Origin of the sequence: Burkholderia sp. JKS000303, from assembly GCF_002563755.1 — a bacterium.
In the GTDB taxonomy this organism is placed as follows: Bacteria; Pseudomonadota; Gammaproteobacteria; order Burkholderiales; family Burkholderiaceae; genus Burkholderia; species Burkholderia anthina_B.
Genome location: NZ_PDBZ01000003.1, coordinates 656,418 through 673,387 on the forward strand (window position 1 = coordinate 656,418; position 16,970 = coordinate 673,387).

Here is a 16,970-nt window from a genome sequence, read left to right on the forward strand (position 1 = left end):
TGACCCGGGGCGAGTCTCAACGCGTTCGAATACGGCAGGACAGGCATGGCCCCGCGCGTCGCCGTGATCAATCGACTCGCTACCGCTTGCGCCGTCTCGGGTCGATGCCGTTTTGTTCCAGTAGCTTTCGCAGTCGTGCGTTATCGCCCCACAGCGTAGCGAACGCGATCAACATCATCAGGGTGGGAAACCATTCGCCGGTCGCGGCGATGATGGCCCATCCGACGGCCGCGCAAATCAGCGCCGTGACGATGAGAAGCAAGCGATCCACGATCCACTTCATCGCACACCCCGGATTGCCGTGTTTGCCTTCAACCCGAGATAGCTATGCGGGCCGGGTGCGAGAACTTCGGGATGCCGCAGGATTTGCGCCATGATCACCGGATGCACCGAAAGGCCGTAGCGCGAGCCCCATTGCGCGACCGCCAGGGACAGGTTGCTTCCGCGTTTGCCGATGCCGCATGCCGACACGGCATCTGTCGCCACCATCAGACTACCGATGACCGCACCCAGATAGACGCTGCCGAGAATCGCCCCGACGACGGTTGCCGCTTCGAGTTTTGTGGTCGCGCCAAGCAATTCCGCGACCGTCGCGTCCGGACCTAACGTCTTTAGCGCGCCCATCATCGTGCTGACACTCGCTACCGCTGTTTACAGGGTCGCGAATAGCGTCGTGGGAACGGGCATATGCAGTGCGGCCATGTTTGCTTGAAACGCTTCTGAAAAGCTCGAACATCTCGGTGTTGTCATGGGTAAATCTCTTGACGAATGGATTTATTCTACCTATTCGTCTTCGCCCTTCATCTCAAATATGGGCGTTGCTTTATCCGCTCATGCTTCGTGACTGGCCTTGCAAGATCGCTTCGACTTTCTTCCATACGGTGTCACTCGTGGTGTTCGAACTGTCCCGTCCCGCATACACAAAAGACAGGCTGCAAGCAGCGTCGGGCGCGTCGTCAGCGTTGCCACGGCGCCGCCCCCGGCTGCTGCTGCGCCGTCTTGCCGAGCCGCTCACGCGCCGTGCGCAGGATAACCGCATCGATCTCGCCGTCATCCGCAAGCGCCTTCAGCGCGGCGAGCACGATGCTCGCGCGATCCACTTCGAAGAACGCGCGCAGTGCATCGCGCGTGTCGCTGCGACCGAACCCGTCGGTGCCGAGCGTCACATAGCGGCGCGGCACGTAGGCGCGGATCAGCTCGGGCACCGCGCGCACGTAGTCGGTTGCGGCAACCACCGGGCCGCGCGTTCCTTCGAGCCGCCGTGCGACATACGACGCGGCCGGTTCGTCGCCGAGCCGCGACAGCCGCTCGGTTTCCATCCCGTCGCGCTGCAGTTCGCTGAAGCTCGTGACGCTCCACACGGCCGCGTCGATGCCCCAGTCGTCCTTCAGCATCCGCTGCGCGGCGAGCACTTCGCCGAGAATCGCGCCCGCGCCGAGCAACTGCACGCGCGCGGCGTCATTCGATGCGCACGGCAGCCGGTGCATGCCCTTCAGGATGTCGTCGCGCCGGGCGGCCGGATCGTCGTCGGGCATCGACGGCTGCGCGTAGTTCTCGTTCGTGACCGTCACGTAATAGAACACGTCGCGCTGCTGCTCGACCATCTCGCGCATGCCGGCATCGACGATGGTCGCGACTTCGTACGCAAACGCCGGATCGTACGCGCGGCAGTTCGGAATCGTCGACGCGGCGAGATGGCTGCTGCCGTCCTGGTGCTGCAGGCCCTCGCCGCCGAGCGTCGTGCGGCCCGAGGTCGCGCCGACCAGAAAGCCGCGCGAGCGCTGGTCGGCGGCGGCCCAGATCAGGTCGCCGATGCGCTGGAAGCCGAACATCGAGTAGTAGATGTAGAACGGCAGCATCGGCAGGTCGTGCACGCTGTACGCGGTCGCGGCGGCGATCCACGACGACACCGCGCCCGCTTCCGAAATGCCTTCCTCGAGAATCTGCCCGCGCGTGTCCTCGCGGTAGTAGAGCATCGAGCCGAGATCCTCGGGTTCGTAGCGCTGGCCGAGCGGCGAATAGATGCCGACCTGCCGGAACAGGTTCGCCATCCCGAACGTGCGCGCTTCGTCGGCGACGATCGGCACGACGCGCGGGCCAAGCCCGGGATCCTTCAGCAGCGCGCCGAGCATGCGCACCAGCGCCATCGTCGTCGACATCTCGCGGCCCGCCGCATCCAGCGCGAACGCACCCCAGGCCGGCTTCGGCGGGACGGTCAATCCCTTCGACGCCGCCATCCGCCTTCTGGGCAGATAGCCGCCCAGGGCAGCCCGGCGAGCATGCAGGTAACGCATCTCGGGGCTGTCTTCGGCTGGTTTGTAGAACTTGAGCTGCTCGACGTCGAGATCCGACAGCGGCAGCCGGAAGCGGTCGCGGAACGCCTTCAGGTCGTCGACGTCGAGCTTCTTTTGCTGGTGCGTCGTCATCCGCCCCTGACCGGCCGTGCCCATCCCGTAACCCTTCATCGTCTTCGCGAGGATCACGGTCGGCTGGCCGCGATGCGCGAGCGCGCGCGCATACGCGGCGTGCAGCTTGCGTGCATCGTGGCCGCCGCGGCGCAGGCGGTCGATCTGAGCGTCGGTGAGCTGCGCGGCGAGCGCTTCGAGCGCCGGGTCGCGGCTGAAGAAGCGCGTGCGGTTGTAGGCGCCGTCGTTCGCGGAGAAGGTCTGGAACTGGCCGTCGACAGTGTCGGCAAACGCACGCGCGAGCGCGCCGGCGTGATCGCGCGCGAACAGCGGATCCCAGTCGGAGCCCCACAGCACCTTGATCGTGTTCCAGCCGGCGCCGGTGAACAGCGCCTCGAGCTCGTCGATCACGCGGCCGTTGCCGCGCACGGGGCCGTCGAGCCGCTGCAGGTTGCAGTTGATCACGAACACGAGGTTGTCGAGCCCTTCGCGTGCGGCGAGCGACAGCGCGCCGAGCGATTCGGGTTCGTCCATTTCGCCGTCGCCGAAAAAGCCCCACACGGTGCGGCCGCCGGTGTTCGCGAGCCCACGATGCTGCACATAGCGCATGAAGCGCGCCTGGTAGATCGCGTTGATCGGGCCGATGCCCATCGAGCCGGTCGGGAACTGCCAGAAGTCCGGCATCAGCCATGGATGCGGATACGAACACAGCCCGGGGCCGGCGATCTCGCGGCGGTAGTGCGTGAGATGCGCTTCGCCGAGAAAGCCTTCGAGATACGCACGCGCATAGACGCCCGGCGACGAATGCGGCTGGAAGTAGACGAGATCGCCGCCGGCGCCGCTGCGGTCACCGGCGTCGTCGCTGCCGGCCGGCGCCGCGCGGAAGAAATGGTTGAAGCCGACCTCGAACAGGTCGGACGCCGACGCATAGCTCGCGATGTGGCCGCCGAGTTCTCCGTATGCCCGGTTCGCACGCACGACCATCGCGAGCGCATTCCAGCGCAGCGCGGCGGACAGCCGTTCTTCGAGTTCGACGTCGCCCGGGTAGGGCGGCTGTTCGTGCGCGGCGATCGTGTTCACGTACGGCGTGACGGGGCCGCGCGGCGCCGCGAGCCCGCGGCCGTGCGCATGCGCGGCGAGCCGGTCGAGCAGGTATTGCGCGCGCGCTTTGCCGACGTGTGCGACGACGGCATCGAGCGACTCCAGCCATTCGGCGGTTTCTTCCGGGTCGGCGTCGGCGTGGGCGAGGCCCGCGCGCCGCGTGGCATCCATACCGTTGGACAGGTCCGTCATCGCAGGTCTCCCGCACACCGCTTCGGGGCGGCGCGCAATCAGTGGCAATCGGTCGAATCATGCTACCCGCCGATCTGCAAAATATGCGTCTGATTTCATTGGGATTTCGCGAGCGGATAGTGTAAATATTCCGGTTGTAGCCACTCTTCCGGAATATTTCGACCATGAGCAGCAACCCCAGGCGGCTCGACCGCATCGACATCGGCATCCTGAACCAGCTTCAGCAGAACGCGCGGATCACGAACGCGGAGCTTGCGCGCGCGGTGAACCTGTCGGCCACGCCATGCTTCAACCGCGTGCGCGCGCTGGAGAAGCTCGGACTGTTCCGCCAGCAGGTCACGCTGCTCGATCCCGAGCCGCTCGGGCTGCGGATCAACGTGTTCATTCAGGTCAGCCTCGAGAAGCAGGTCGAGGACGCGCTGCAGCGTTTCGAGGAAGCGATCTCGCAGCGCCCGGAGGTGATGGAGTGCTACCTGATGTCGGGCGACGCCGACTATCTGCTGCGCGTCGTGATGCCCGACATGCGCACGCTCGAGCGCTTCATCATCGAGCGCCTGACGACGATTCCCGGCGTGTCGAACATCCGGTCGAGCTTCGCGCTGAAGCAGGTGCGCTACAAGACCGCGCTGCCGCTGCCGGCGGCGGGGCTCACGCTGGTCGACCCGGACGAGTCGGCGTCCGACTGGAGCTGAAGGGCGGCCCGGGTTTCAGATTGCGGACGAAGTGCCGACGAAATGGCGACGAGACGGCGACGAGACGGTGACGAATCGCCGACGATTACCCGACCGTGCCGAAAGGGGCGAACGATCGCGCGGCGGGCTGCCGCCGCAAGGCTGCACATGATGTCTGCGTCGTCACGACACGGCGCGGGGCGATCGCGTATGCTCGTTCCGTCAGCGGCGACGGTGGCTGCCGTGGCCGGATCAATCGTGTGACGACGCATCAACGAGCGAGGGCATCATGGCAAGACCGACGATGGCGGAATACCTGGCGAAGACGCTGGCGGCAGCGGGCATCGAACGCATTTGGGGCGTGACGGGCGACAGCCTGAACGGCCTGTCGTTCAGCCTGAGCCAGCTTGGCACGATCCGCTGGATGCATACGCGGCACGAGGAAAGCGCCGCGTTCGCGGCCGGCGCCGATGCCGCATCGACCGGGCGGCTCGCCGTGTGCGCGGGCAGCTGCGGCCCCGGCAACCTGCACCTGATCAACGGGCTGTACGACTGCCACCGCAATCACCAGCCGGTGCTCGCGATCGCCGCGCACATTCCGTCGACCGAGATCGGCCTCGGCTATTTCCAGGAAACCCATCCGCAGGAGCTGTTCCGCGAATGCAGCCATTTCGCGGAACTCGTGACCAATGCGTCGCAGTTTCCGCGCGTGCTCGCGCGCGCGATGCGCACCGCGATCGAGGCGCGCGGCGTCGCGGTGATCGTGCTGCCGGGCGACATCGCACTCGGCGATGGCCCGGAAGAAACGCCGGCGTGGAGCGAATCGTCGCCGCCCTCGATCCTGCCGGCGGACGCCGATCTCGACCGGCTCGCGGCGCTGCTCAACGGCTCCGATGCGGTCACGCTGCTGTGCGGCAGCGGCACGCAGGGCGCGCACGACGAAGTGGTCGCGCTGGCCGACACGCTCGGCGCGCCGGTCGTGCATGCGCTGCGCGGCAAGCAGTTCGTCGAATGGGACAACCCGTTCGACGTCGGGATGACCGGGCTGATCGGCTTCAGCTCGGGCTATCACGCGATGGAGTCGTGCGACACGCTGCTGATGCTCGGCACGGACTTTCCGTACCGGCCGTTCTATCCGACCCACGCGAAGGTCGCGCAGATCGACTGGAAGGGTTCGCAGCTCGGCCATCGCGCGCCGCTCGCGCTCGGGCTCGTCGGCACCGTGAAGGAAACGATCGCGGCGCTGCTGCCGCGCCTCACGCGCAAGACGCAGCGGCGCTTCCTCGAGAACGCGCTGAAGCACTACGCGGCCGCGCGCAAGGGGCTCGACGATCTCGCGGTGGCCGAGCCGCCGGGCCGGGCGATTCATCCGCAGTACCTGACGAAGATCGTCGACGAAGTCGCGGCGGAGGATGCGATCTTCACGGCGGACGTCGGCACGCCGACGCTATGGGCCGCGCGCTACCTGACGATGAACGGCAAGCGCCAGCTGCACGGTTCGTTCAATCACGGCTCGATGGCGAACGCGATGCCGCAGGCGCTCGGTGCGCAGGGCGCGCATCCGGGGCGGCAGGTCGTGTCGCTGTCGGGCGACGGCGGGCTGTCGATGCTGCTCGGCGATCTGCTGAGTGCCCGCCAGCTCAACCTGCCGATCAAGATCGTCGTGTACAACAACAGCCTGCTCGGCTTCGTGTCGATGGAGCTGAAGGCGGCCGGCTATCTCGATACGAACGTCGACCTGAGTCCGACCGATTTCGCGGCGATCGCGAAGGGCGCGGGGATCTTCAGCGTGCGCGTCGAGCATTCGGAGAATGTGGAGCACGCATTGCGTACCGCGTTCGCGCATGACGGGCCGGCGGTCGTCGACGTCGTCACGTCGAAGTACGAACTCGCGATGCCGCCGAAGATCGAGATCGCGCACGCGAAGGGCTTCAGCCTGTTCATGCTGCGCGCGATCCTGAGCGGGCGCGGCGACGAGATCGTCGAGCTGGCGCGGACCAATCTGCGGTGAGGGTGCGGGGCGGCGGCGCGTCAGTCGTGCAACGCGTCGCCCGCGCCGGCCGCCCATTCGCGAACCGCTTCCACGAACAGCCGCAGCGCGGCCGGCGGATGCCGGTTCGCCGGATAGTACAGACACAGGCTGTCGAATGCCTGCTCCCATTCGGGCAGCACGCGCACCAGCCGGCCGGCGGCCAGATGCTCGGCGACCCGTGATTGCGTGACCCACGCGATGCCGATGCCGGCGAGCGCCGCTTCGACCATCAGGCTCAGGTTGCCGAGCGTCATCGGCCCGTCGACGTCGACGCTGACGCGCTTGCCGTCGCGCGTCAGGTCCCAGCGATAGAGCGCGCCGCTTTCGAACCGGAACCGGATGCATCGATGGTGCGGCAGGTCCTGCGGGGTAGCAGGCGCAGGATGCCGCGACAGATAGTCGGGCGACGCAACCGCGACGAAGCGGACCGCGTCGCCGTAGCGCACCGCGATCATGTCGCGCGGCACGTCCTCGCGTACGCGGATGCCCGCGTCGAAACCGTGTTCGACGATGTCGATCAGCCGCGAATCGACGATGAACTCGACGTGAATGTCCGGGTAGCGCGCGACGAAGCCGGGCAGCACATGGCGGATCAGCGGCTGCGCCGCGGATTCCGACGCGCTGATCCGGATCTGGCCGGACGGCCGGTTGCGGGCGGTCGCGGCGTCGTTCATCGCGTCTTCGAGATCGGCGACGGCAGGCCGCACGCGCAGCAGCAACTGTTCGCCGGCTTCGGTCAGCGCGACCGAGCGGGTCGTGCGGTTGAACAGGCGCACGCCGAGCCGCGCTTCGAGATGGCGGATCGCATGACTGAGCGCCGACGGCGACACGCCGAGGATGCGGGCCGCGCCGCTGAAGCTGCGCTGTTCCGCGATCGTGATGAAGGTGGTCAGCTCGCCGAGGCCAGTGCGCAACATTGATGAAATTTCCTCAATAACGCATGAAATGGTACGCCGATTGTTGAGTGGAAGCCATCAACCTACACTGGTTTCCGCAACATCCGTCAATCGTCATCCACTTTCAGCAGGAGAGATCCATGCAAACACGCAAGCTCGGAAAGAGCGGCCTCGAAGTCTCGGCAATCGGGCTCGGCTGTATGGGATTGAGCTACGGCTACGGCCCGGCCACCGACAAGGCGAGCGGCATCGCATTGATTCGCGCGGCGTTCGAGCGCGGCGTGACGTTCTTCGACACGGCCGAAGCGTATGGCCCGTTCGTCAACGAGGAACTGGTCGGCGAGGCGGTTGCGCCGTTTCGCGACCGGGTCGTGATTGCGACCAAGTTCGGTTTCGAGAACGGCGAGGCGATGAAGGGCGTCGACAGCCGTCCGTCGCATATCCGCGAAGTGGCCGATGCGGCGCTCAAGCGGCTGAAGGTCGATCGCATCGACCTGTTCTACCAGCATCGCGTCGATCCGAACGTGCCGATCGAGGACGTCGCGGGCACGGTCAAGGACCTGATCCGCGAAGGCAAGGTCGCTCACTTCGGGCTGTCGGAGGCCGGCGAGAAGACGATTCGCCGCGCACATGCGGTGCAGCCGGTGGCGGCACTGCAAAGCGAGTACTCGCTTTGGTGGCGTGAACCCGAAGAGCGGATCCTGCCGACGCTCGAGGAACTCGGCATCGGCTTCGTGCCGTTCAGCCCGCTCGGCAAGGGCTTCCTGACGGGGGCGATCGATGCGAACACCACGTTCGACGCGACCGACTTCCGCAACGTCGTGCCGCGCTTCTCGGAGGAAAACCGCAAGGCCAATGCGGGCCTCGTCGACCTGCTTGGCCGGATCGCGGCCGACAAGGGCGTGACGCGTGCGCAGATCGCGCTCGCATGGCTGCTGACCCGCAAGCCGTGGATCGTGCCGATTCCGGGCACGACGAAGCTGCATCGGCTCGATGAGAACGTCGGCGCGGCCGCGGTTGCGCTGACAACCGACGAGTTGTCGGCGATCGAGGTGGCGCTGCAGCAGATCACGATCGTCGGCGAGCGCTACCCCGCGCATTTTCAGCAGCGCGTCGATCGCTGAGCCGGCGCCGGTGCGGATCTGCGGGAAATCTTCACGTCATCTTAAGTTTGCGTTTCCTAGAATCGTTTCATCGCCGCGTTTTCTGCGGCGGAACGATTCGTCGGGAGGATGGGCATGAAAAAGACCCGTATGGCCGTTGCATGGCGCGGCGAAGTCGTCGGCACGTCGACGCCGGACGTGCGACAGAGCACGGAGGCTCGATGACCTGGCCGAACGCGTTGCGAGTCTCGGCGCTGTTCGTGCGCGAGTGGGTGGGCCGTCCGGCCTCGGTGGGTGCGTTATGTCCCAGTTCGCGGCAGCTTGCGCGCGAGATGGCCGACGCCGTGCCGGATGGCGACGGGCTCGTCGTCGAACTCGGCGGCGGAACCGGCGCGGTGACGGCGGCGTTGCTCGAACGCGGCATCGCGCCGCAGCGGCTGGTCGTGGTCGAGCGTTCGCCGGCGTTCGTGCGGCACCTGCGCACGCGCTTTCCGGGCATCACGATCGTGTCGGGCGATGCGCGGCAGCTCGAGCGGCTGCTGCCACCGGCCGCGCGGGTCGACGCGATCGTATCGTGCCTGCCGTTGCGCACGCTGCCGCGTGACGCCGTGACGGCGATCGTCGAGCAGTGCCGGCGCGTGCTGTCGGACGACGGTGCGATGATCCAGTTCACCTACGACTTGCGACCGCCCGATCGCCACCCGCTGGGCAATTCGGGCTTGGCCGCCGCCGACAGCCGCATCGTGTGGGCCAACATTCCGCCCGCGCGAATCGTAACCATGCGCCGGGCCGAGGTCGGGCAGACAGCGTGATGGCGATACAGCGAACCGCTTCTTTTTCTTTCATTTTGCCTTCGGACGCTTGCGGCTGACGGTCATGCCGCGGCGTCCGGCATGCGCGCCGATGCCGCTCTCAATGCGGCAGACGACGCAGCCGCACGAGCTTGCCGTCACCGTGCAGGAGCGACGGCGGACCCGCGGACCGGATGGCATGCAATGCCGGCCGCGGGTACGGCAGCACCGACGCTGCTCAACTGACGAAAAAGGCGTGGTAGATCCCCATGGCCGCATCGCCGACGAGCAGGAGCCCGATGACGATGAACGCGACGCGACCGATGCCGCGCACGCGCATCGCGCCGACATACAGGCAGAGCAATCCGAAAAAAAGCGTCAGTGGCCAGTAGATGGCGCCATAGATCACCGGGAAGATCCAGAACGGCAGGTCGATGCTGATCTGAATGCGCGTCAAACCTCGTTTTTCAGGACGAGGAAGGATAGCGCGGACGCCGTAGGCGTCCTTTGCGGCTGCTAATGCGTTTTTTTGCTGTTCGATGTATTGGCGGACGATTTCGATAGGCGCTCCGCCACAATTTCCCGCAAAGCAAGACGGAGACCACAGCGCCCCGCCCCACGACTTTTTCCGAATGCGGGCGCATTCTGCCGGTTCATGCGACTTGAGACGCCGTTGAAGCTGTTCACCAGCGACGACACGACGGATTCGAAGTCCAGACAGACACTGGCGAAGATGCTGCGCATGTCGTTCGGCATCTCCGTGGTAAGCACATTGCGCCGGTGCTTGTGGTCAGGAAGACCACATGCACACGGATCAGAAAGACGCAATGGCGACCACGTCGAATGGCTTGACTCTCGCTTGTGGGCCACGCATACAATGGCCCGATCTACCTGCACAAAGCCACGACCACGATCAGCCAAAACCACGCGATGGTGTGCATCGAGGACTTGCAGGTACGAAACATGTCGAAGACGGTGGCTGGCAGCCCCGATGCGCCGGGCAAAAACGTTCGGGCCAAGTCCGGCCTGAACAAAGCCATCCTCGATCAGGGCTGGTTCGAATTTCGTCGTCAGCTGGACTACAAGCTGGCGTGGAACGGCGGCTGGCTCATTGCCGTGCCGCCGGCGAATACGAGTCGCACGTGTCCGGCCTGCGAATACGCGAGCGCGGAAAACCGGCAGACGCAGGCCGCATTCCGCTGCGTCGCGTGCGGTCATGAGGAGCATGCCGATGTGGTCGGTGCGATCAACATACTGGCGCGGGGACACCGCGTTGCAGCCTGTGGAGAGCCGGTGCAGTCAGGCCGCTCCGTGAAGCAGGAACCCGCCGAGGCGCTCTGAGATAAGCATCATCGTCTCAGACGCGGCAGGAATCCGCCGCCTTCAGGCGGCGGAGGATGTCAAGTCGCTCATTGGGCGGACGCCTCAGCGGCGTCGGGCGTCGCGGCCCATTCGGCAGGTGACCGGCTCATGAAAAACTGCTTTCGCCACGTCGCGATGCCGAGGCTGACCGCGCGCACGCTTACCACGGTGACCCGATCCTGCGTCTTCAGCCATGGCGATGCGGCAAGCGCCGCATGCGCGACGGCGGTGGTGCCGGTCTTGTTCAGCAGCGTTGGCGTGCTCGCGCTCACGGTGATGGTGGTGAGGGTGGTCGACGTGTCGCCCGCCGGTGTCGCCGCGCGCATGTTGCCGATCCAGACACCGCTCTGGAGCACGCCCGGAACGGCGGAGACCGCGCGCTGGATCCGCTGGACGTCGGCGAGGTGATCGGTCGCGGCGAACCGCGTGGTGGCAACACGGCCGCCGACGATCAGCAGCACGCCAACGACAGCCAGGATCGCCCAGTGCTTCCGGCCGACCGGCGCGGCATGCTCGACGTCGCCCCCGACATGCAAGACCCGGGTGGCGGTCAGCAGGTCCTGGACGGACTGGCGGCTCGGCCGGTTGAACGCGAGCAGATAAAGCAGCGCCACGCCCCAGAAGAACACGATCACGCCGTTCGCGGTGGTCAGCCACGCCATGCCCGGGTCCTGAAGCGCGGGCAGGTCGATGAAGCCGATGCCGCCGAGAATCAGCGGAACGGCGATCAACGCGTACCGCGCCCACGCGCGCAGGTATCCCGGGCCGGCATGGCCGGGGCCGGCGTTGTCGGCAACGCGGATCTTCATCACCCGCTTGCCGAGCGACTGATGCCGACGCCCGCCTTCGAGCAGGGCGAAGTAAATGGAGCCGATCGCGAAGCCGATCAGCCTTCCCCATTCGCCGATCGCCGACAGGACATCGAAAAACAGGATCGCGAGCGCGAGCCCGATCAGTCCGATGACGATCGAGTCGATCGCAAAGGCGGCGGTTCTCCGCCAGAAGCCGGCGGTGCCTGGCGATTTCAAGTCTTCGTTGCGCTCCATGGCAATGGCCCCCGAATGCATCGTGTTGGTCGAATCGTTGATGTTTGGTTGTCGCGGGCGGGATGACACAGGCCGATCCCGGTGCGACGGCGACCGGCAAATCATAGCGATCGACCTGACGCGTCATTGCAAACGATTGTGAGTCGTGACGCGGTCATCCCGGAATCAGAACCGCACGCCGTCGGGCACACGGGCCGATGGACGCATCCCCGCGCGCTTGACGACGCGTTCCAGCGGCGCCGCAATCCCGCGCGCGATCGCCGCGCTCAAGGCAGCCGACAGCAGCAGATACGCGATCAGCAACAGCAGCTTGTGGTCGCCATGCGTGGCCGACGGCGGCCAGAACGTGCGCAATGCACCGAGCACGATCAGGTGGAACAGATACAGCTCGTAGCTGAGCCGGCCGCTCCAGCGCAGCGGCGCCAGTGCGCGGCCCGGCGTGTTCGTGCCGTTGGCGTGCGCGCCGATCAGCAGCACCGCGGTGCCGAGCGCCATCGCGGACACGCCGACGACATGGCTTTCCGAGATCGGCCATGCGAGATAGAGCACGCTCATCGCAAGCGCCGCCAGCCATTGCACGGGCGCTGCGGCGAGAATCTGCCAGCGGGCGCGCGCTGCAAGCAGCGCGGTGCAGCAGCCGATCGCGATGCCGTCGAAGCACGCGAAATACGCATAGAGAAATCCGCCTTCGTCGCCCGCATGCGTGAAGCGGTACACAGGACCGATCGCGATGACCACCGCCCAGAACGCGAACAGCCGCGCTTCGCGGCGCAGTGCGAGGCACAGCAGCGGAAACGACAGGTAAAACACTTCCTCCACCGACAGCGACCACAGCACGCCGAGCGCGTAGTTCACCCATCCGGCCGCGCCGATCAGCACGTTCATCCAGAACGTGAGCGACGCGAGATTCACGAGCCAGAACGACACGGTGACGCCCTGCGGCGCGTGATTTTCGAAGATCGGCACGCCGGCCGCGGCCAGCCCGTTGACGAGCGCGAGCAGCAGGAGCAGGCACGGGACGATGCGTGCGATGCGCGACACGTAGAACGCGCGCACGTCGAGCGCGTCGAGGCTGCCCCAGCGGCGGCGCGCATTCGACGTGATCAGGTAGCCGGAGATCACGAAGAACATCGTCACGCCATAGTTGCCGTTGCGGACCACCGCATGCACGGCGTCCCAGCCAACCCCGCGCGCGACGGACGTGTCGCGCAGCGAATACGGGATGTTGAAGTGATGCAGCAGCACGAGCAGGATCGACACGCCGCGCAGCATGTCGATCCGCGCGTTGCGCGGCCCGGTACTCATTGCGGGCGGCCTGGTTGGGCGAACGCGGGCAGCGCCGGGAGAAGTGCGTCGCGCGAGCGCAGGCTGGCGTTCGGTTGAAAGTCGGGCAGCGTGATGTGCGAGTGATTCAATCTCAAGCGAAACTCCATCGGATCGGGGCGGGCCGCCCGGAAGCGGCCGATCGTATGCGCCATGAAAGCAACGTCCGGCAGCGTGAATGCCGGAGGTCGAGATGGCTCACAGTGTATCGGCGGAGCATGGGCGGTTGTCCTGTCATCGTTGACGGGGCGTGCACGGCCCGGCGGCCCAATCACCTGAGCGCGCCCCGAAACAAAAAGCCCGCCGGCAGGCATGCGCCTGCGAGCGGGCAAAGACACCGCGGCAGACCGCGCGGGGTGTCGCGTGAAGACGGCGAAACCGCGTCAGAACTTGTGACGCAGCGCGAGACGCACGGCCACCTGATTCGACGTCGACGACGGCGCGTCGGTGCCGGGGATGAAGGCCTGGTCGAGGATCGAATCCGTCTTGTCGCCGGCGATGTGCTGGTACGCGGCCTGCACGTACACGTCGGTACGCTTCGACAGGTTGTAGTCGGCCATCAGCCCGACCGAGTGGATCTTCGGCTTCGCGTCGCCGGTCGACGCGTCGTATTTCTCGAGCGACAGCACGTACTGCGCGCCGACCATGAACGCCGGCGTGATCTGGTATGCGCCGTTTACTTCGAAGTTCTGGTACTTGATTGCGCTGACCGTCGCCCCCGGCGCGATGATCGCGCCCGGCGTGCCGAGATAGCCGTTGCCGGTCGGGTTCTTGTAGTTCGAGTTCGTGTATGCGAAGCCGACCGTCGCGGGCCCGAACGTGTAGTTGATGCCCGCGCCGAACACGCGCATGCGCTCGGCGATGTAGCTCGCGTCATTCGACGTGATCGCGCCGGCGGAGCCGTCTCCCGGGTGGTTCGCCTGCAGGTACGCGGCGGCAATCAGCAGCCCGTTGTTCTGGTATTGCGCGCCGAAGCTGTACGCGCGGTTGTCCGAGAAACCGGTGCTGTTGCTGAAGCTGTATGCGCCGCCGAACTGGAAGCCCGCGAAGTTCGGGCTCGCATACTTCACGGTGTTGTCGAGCCGGAACGAGTTGTCGGTGTTGTCGTTGTCGAACGGGTGCGCGAGCAGGTAGCCGCCCCAGTTGCCGTTGGCGGTGGTCGGCGCGAGATAGTCGACGACGGAGTCGTACTGGCGACCGAAGGTCAGCGTGCCGTACTGCGTCTGGCTCAGGCCGACGTACGCCTGGCGGCCGAACATGCGCCCGCCCTGGCCGAGCCGGCCGCTGTTCACGTCGAAACCGTTTTCGAGCTGGAAGACCGCTTTCAGGCCGCCGCCGAGATCCTCGTTGCCCTTCAGGCCCCAGCGGCTGCCCTGCGCGTAGCCGCTCGCCATTTCGTAGACGTGGCCGGTGCCGACGTTGTTCGTGTAGTTCAGGCCTTCGTCGATCACGCCGTACAGCGTGACGCTGCTCTGCGCGAATGCGGGCGACGCGAAGGCGGCGGTCACGGCGAGCGCGGTCAGTGTCTTGTTCATTCAGATCTCCGGGTGTCCAGCTTGTATCGGTTGTCGTGAGCGCGCCCGGTGCGGCGCGTCCCGTCATCCTGGGCGAAGCGGCGCGGCGCGCGCGGCGCCGGCCCGCGGGTGCGGTGGCGTGGCGGCGGGCGGCGTCCGGTCCGGTCTCCTCCGATGACACCGCGCATTGTTCCCAAGCCGAAACGGAATCGAAAGCGAGTAATTTCGATGGATGGAATCGGGTTCGCCGATGGGGCGCGCGACGGGCCGCCTCGGCCGCCGGAGCCCGGATCGGGAAAGATTGGCGAACCCGATCGAAATGATCGGAATTACTCGTTTCCCTAAACAAATTGGCGGTTGAAACATGCAGGCTGACCGGACGTGGACGCGGGACATGCACACGTTTTTCGGCCGCCGCGCGCATGCCGCGACGCACAAACAACAGATCAGACTGGAGACGACCCATCATGCAGATTCGACGACTGAAGACAGTCCTTCTCGCCGCCGCGGCGATCCTGTCGGCGCCCGCGGCTCATGCGGCCGCCGGCGCGTGCGCGGACGGCAAGACGGTCCATTTCGCCGGCGTCACGTGGGAAAGCGGGTCGTTCTCGACCGAAGTGCTGCGGCAGATCATGGAGAAGGGCTACGACTGCAAGACCGATGTCGTGCCCGGCAGTACGGCCGCGACGGAAACGGCGCTCGCGCGCAACGATCTGCAGGTGTGGTCCGAGCAGTGGACGGGCCGCAGCGAAATTGTCGCGAAGGCGGTTGCGGCCGGCACCGTCAAGCTCGTCGGCGATACGTTGCCGGGCGGCACGAAGGAGGGCTGGTACGTGCCCGAGTACGTGGTGAAGGGCGACCCGGCCCGTAACCTCAAGCCGGTGGCGGCGGGCCTCGCATCGGTGGAGGATCTGCCGAAGTTCAGGCAGGTGTTCGCGGATGAAGAGGAGCCCGACAAGGGCCGCTTCCTGAACTGCCCGACCGGCTGGGATTGCGAGCGCGTGAATACGCGCCTGCTGCGCGTGCTGAAGCTCGATGCGTCGTATACGAATTTCCATCCGGGCACGGGCGCGGCGCTCGATGCGGCGATCGCATCCGCGTACCAGCGCGGCGCGCCGATCCTGTTCTACTACTGGGGGCCGGCCGCGCTGATGGCGAAATACCGGTTCGTCGCGCTGAAGATGCCCGCGTACAACGAAGCATGCTGGAAGACGCTGCGCGAAGAGCACGCGACGAACCCGTGCGCGTCGGCGTACATGGTGTCGCACCTGAAGATCGGTGTGTCGAAGCCGTTTTACGACGCGAATCCCGCGCTCGTGGCGGTGTTCGAGAAGGTCGGCTTCCCGATGGATTTCCTGAACCAGACGATCCTCGACATGACGACGAAGAAGATCGACGGCGCGGCCATGGCGACGCAGTTCCTGAAAACGCGTCCGGACATGTGGAAGCAGTGGGTGCCGGCCGATGTCGCGCAGAAGATCGCGGCCGGCCTGAAGGGCGCGTAACGCGGGCGGCGGCATCATGCGCGCCGTCGCGGCGCGCCGGAGAACGAACATGAACGGCTTCTTCCTGCACCTGTCGATCGCCGACTGGGTGAACGGCGCGGTCGAAACCTTCGTCGCGCGATACGGCGACAGCTTTCACCACGTCAGCGCGCTGCTGCTGCGCTATCTGCTGGTGCCGCTCGAGGGCGTGCTGCGCGTGGCGCCGCCGTGGCTCGTGCTGCTCGTGGTCGGCGCGATCGCGTGGAATGCGACGCGCCGTGCGGGCCTCGGCGCGTTGTTCATGCTGCTGCTCTACGCGATCGGCTGCTTCGGCCTGTGGGACAAGCTGATGCAGACGCTCGCGCTGATGCTCGTCGCGACGGTGCTGTCGGTCGCGATCGGCGTGCCGCTCGGCATTCTCGCGTCGCGCAGCGCGTGGTTGCGCCGGCTGTTGCTGCCGGTGCTCGACGTGATGCAGACGCTGCCGAGCTTCGTCTACCTGATTCCGGTGCTGATGCTGTTCGGGCTCGGCAAGGTGCCGGCGATCCTCGCGACCATCATCTATGCGCTGCCGCCGCTGATCCGGCTGACCGACCTCGGCATCCGCCAGGTCGATCCGGACGTGACCGAGGCCGCGCGCGCGTTCGGTACGACGCGCTGGCAGTTGCTCGTCAACGTGCAGTTGCCGCTCGCGCGGCCGAGCATCATGGCCGGTATCAATCAGACGACGATGATGGCGCTGTCGATGGTCGTGATCGCGTCGATGATCGGCTCGCGCGGGCTCGGCGAGGACGTGCTCGCGGGTATCCAGACGCTCGACGTCGGCAAGGGCACGCAGGCCGGCATCGCGATCGTGATCCTGGCGATCGTCATCGACCGCATCAGCCAGGGCTTCGGCCAGGAGCGGCGCGCGCGGCGGCGGCTTGCGCAGCAGCGCCGGCAGAAGGGCGCGTCGCGCGTGCCGTACCGTCTGCCGCGCAAGGCGGCGCCGTCCGGCACCGAGTCGAACCCGCCGGCGCAATCGTCGCGCGCATAGCCACGGAGGCACAC

15 protein-coding genes and 2 pseudogenes are annotated in these 16,970 nt (G+C 66.4%); 7 read left to right on the forward strand and 10 right to left on the reverse strand.

Annotated features, from left to right (window positions below; all coding sequences use genetic code 11):
• Positions 1-79 precede the first annotated feature (79 nt).
• The 3 genes from BX604_RS30895 to mdeB form a co-directional block, all read right to left on the reverse strand.
• Entirely contained in the window at positions 80-283 is a 204-nt protein-coding gene (locus BX604_RS30895) for a hypothetical protein (RefSeq protein ID WP_098554605.1), read from the reverse strand.
• The gene (locus BX604_RS30900; protein ID WP_257146474.1) at positions 280-627 is read right to left on the reverse strand and encodes a hypothetical protein; all 348 of its coding nucleotides are present in this window, start codon (positions 625-627) and stop codon (positions 280-282) included. The genes BX604_RS30895 and BX604_RS30900 overlap by 4 nt, the downstream gene beginning before the upstream one ends.
• A 329-nt stretch (positions 628-956) precedes the next feature.
• On the reverse strand, positions 957-3,698 hold the full coding sequence (gene mdeB, locus BX604_RS30905) for an alpha-ketoglutarate dehydrogenase (protein WP_098554606.1): 2,742 nt from the start codon (positions 3,696-3,698) through the stop codon (positions 957-959).
• A gap of 164 nt (positions 3,699-3,862) precedes the next feature.
• Between mdeB and BX604_RS30910 the strand changes: the two genes are divergently transcribed.
• Together BX604_RS30910 and poxB are read left to right on the forward strand one after the other, a co-directional pair.
• Positions 3,863-4,390 carry an Lrp/AsnC family transcriptional regulator gene (locus tag BX604_RS30910; RefSeq protein ID WP_098554607.1) on the forward strand — a complete coding sequence of 176 codons (528 nt, stop codon included), beginning with the start codon at positions 3,863-3,865 and terminating at the stop codon, positions 4,388-4,390.
• 268 nt (positions 4,391-4,658) lie between these two features.
• Positions 4,659-6,380, forward strand: coding sequence for a ubiquinone-dependent pyruvate dehydrogenase (poxB, locus tag BX604_RS30915; protein WP_098554608.1), 1,722 nt, complete (start codon positions 4,659-4,661; stop codon positions 6,378-6,380).
• A 20-nt stretch (positions 6,381-6,400) separates the two neighbouring features.
• Here the strand turns inward: poxB and BX604_RS30920 are convergent, their stop codons facing one another.
• On the reverse strand, positions 6,401-7,318 hold the full coding sequence (locus BX604_RS30920) for a LysR family transcriptional regulator (RefSeq protein WP_098554609.1): 918 nt from the start codon (positions 7,316-7,318) through the stop codon (positions 6,401-6,403).
• Positions 7,319-7,437: 119 nt separating this feature from the next.
• Between BX604_RS30920 and BX604_RS30925 the strand changes: the two genes are divergently transcribed.
• Both BX604_RS30925 and BX604_RS30930 read left to right on the forward strand, forming a co-directional pair.
• A complete protein-coding gene (locus BX604_RS30925; protein ID WP_098554610.1) occupies positions 7,438-8,421 on the forward strand; it encodes an aldo/keto reductase in 984 nt (327 codons plus the stop codon).
• Between the two features lie 200 nt (positions 8,422-8,621).
• Positions 8,622-9,212 (forward strand): class I SAM-dependent methyltransferase, encoded by a 591-nt coding sequence (locus tag BX604_RS30930; protein ID WP_098554611.1) that lies wholly within the window; start codon positions 8,622-8,624, stop codon positions 9,210-9,212.
• 217 nt (positions 9,213-9,429) lie between these two features.
• Here the strand turns inward: BX604_RS30930 and BX604_RS39190 are convergent, their stop codons facing one another.
• On the reverse strand, positions 9,430-9,648 hold the full coding sequence (locus tag BX604_RS39190) for a hypothetical protein (RefSeq protein WP_179894911.1): 219 nt from the start codon (positions 9,646-9,648) through the stop codon (positions 9,430-9,432).
• 69 nt (positions 9,649-9,717) lie between these two features.
• Positions 9,718-10,069 (reverse strand): annotated as a pseudogene (locus tag BX604_RS30935) (transposase); the annotation flags it as partial.
• A 10-nt stretch (positions 10,070-10,079) separates the two neighbouring features.
• Between BX604_RS30935 and BX604_RS30940 the strand changes: the two are divergent.
• Positions 10,080-10,532 (forward strand): annotated as a pseudogene (locus BX604_RS30940) (RNA-guided endonuclease InsQ/TnpB family protein); the annotation flags it as partial.
• Between the two features lie 68 nt (positions 10,533-10,600).
• Here the strand turns inward: BX604_RS30940 and BX604_RS30945 are convergent.
• The 4 genes from BX604_RS30945 to BX604_RS30955 all read right to left on the reverse strand — a co-directional run bounded on the left by BX604_RS30945 (position 10,601) and on the right by BX604_RS30955 (position 14,457).
• On the reverse strand, positions 10,601-11,599 hold the full coding sequence (locus tag BX604_RS30945; protein ID WP_179894926.1) for an RDD family protein: 999 nt from the start codon (positions 11,597-11,599) through the stop codon (positions 10,601-10,603).
• A 165-nt stretch (positions 11,600-11,764) separates the two neighbouring features.
• Complete coding sequence (locus BX604_RS30950; RefSeq protein ID WP_098554613.1) at positions 11,765-12,904, reverse strand: acyltransferase family protein; 1,140 nt, start codon at positions 12,902-12,904, stop codon at positions 11,765-11,767.
• Positions 12,901-13,077, reverse strand: a complete 177-nt coding sequence (locus tag BX604_RS39195) for a hypothetical protein (protein WP_179894927.1) — start codon at positions 13,075-13,077, stop codon at positions 12,901-12,903. The genes BX604_RS30950 and BX604_RS39195 overlap by 4 nt, the downstream gene beginning before the upstream one ends.
• A gap of 228 nt (positions 13,078-13,305) precedes the next feature.
• Positions 13,306-14,457 (reverse strand): porin, encoded by a 1,152-nt coding sequence (locus BX604_RS30955; protein WP_098554614.1) that lies wholly within the window; start codon positions 14,455-14,457, stop codon positions 13,306-13,308.
• Positions 14,458-14,903: 446 nt separating this feature from the next.
• Between BX604_RS30955 and BX604_RS30960 the strand changes: the two genes are divergently transcribed.
• Positions 14,904-15,941: an ABC transporter substrate-binding protein gene (locus BX604_RS30960; protein WP_098554615.1), complete on the forward strand. Its 1,038-nt coding sequence runs from the start codon at positions 14,904-14,906 to the stop codon at positions 15,939-15,941.
• A gap of 49 nt (positions 15,942-15,990) precedes the next feature.
• Positions 15,991-16,956 (forward strand): ABC transporter permease, encoded by a 966-nt coding sequence (locus tag BX604_RS30965; RefSeq protein WP_098555155.1) that lies wholly within the window; start codon positions 15,991-15,993, stop codon positions 16,954-16,956.
• The last annotated feature ends 14 nt before the right edge of the window (positions 16,957-16,970 follow it).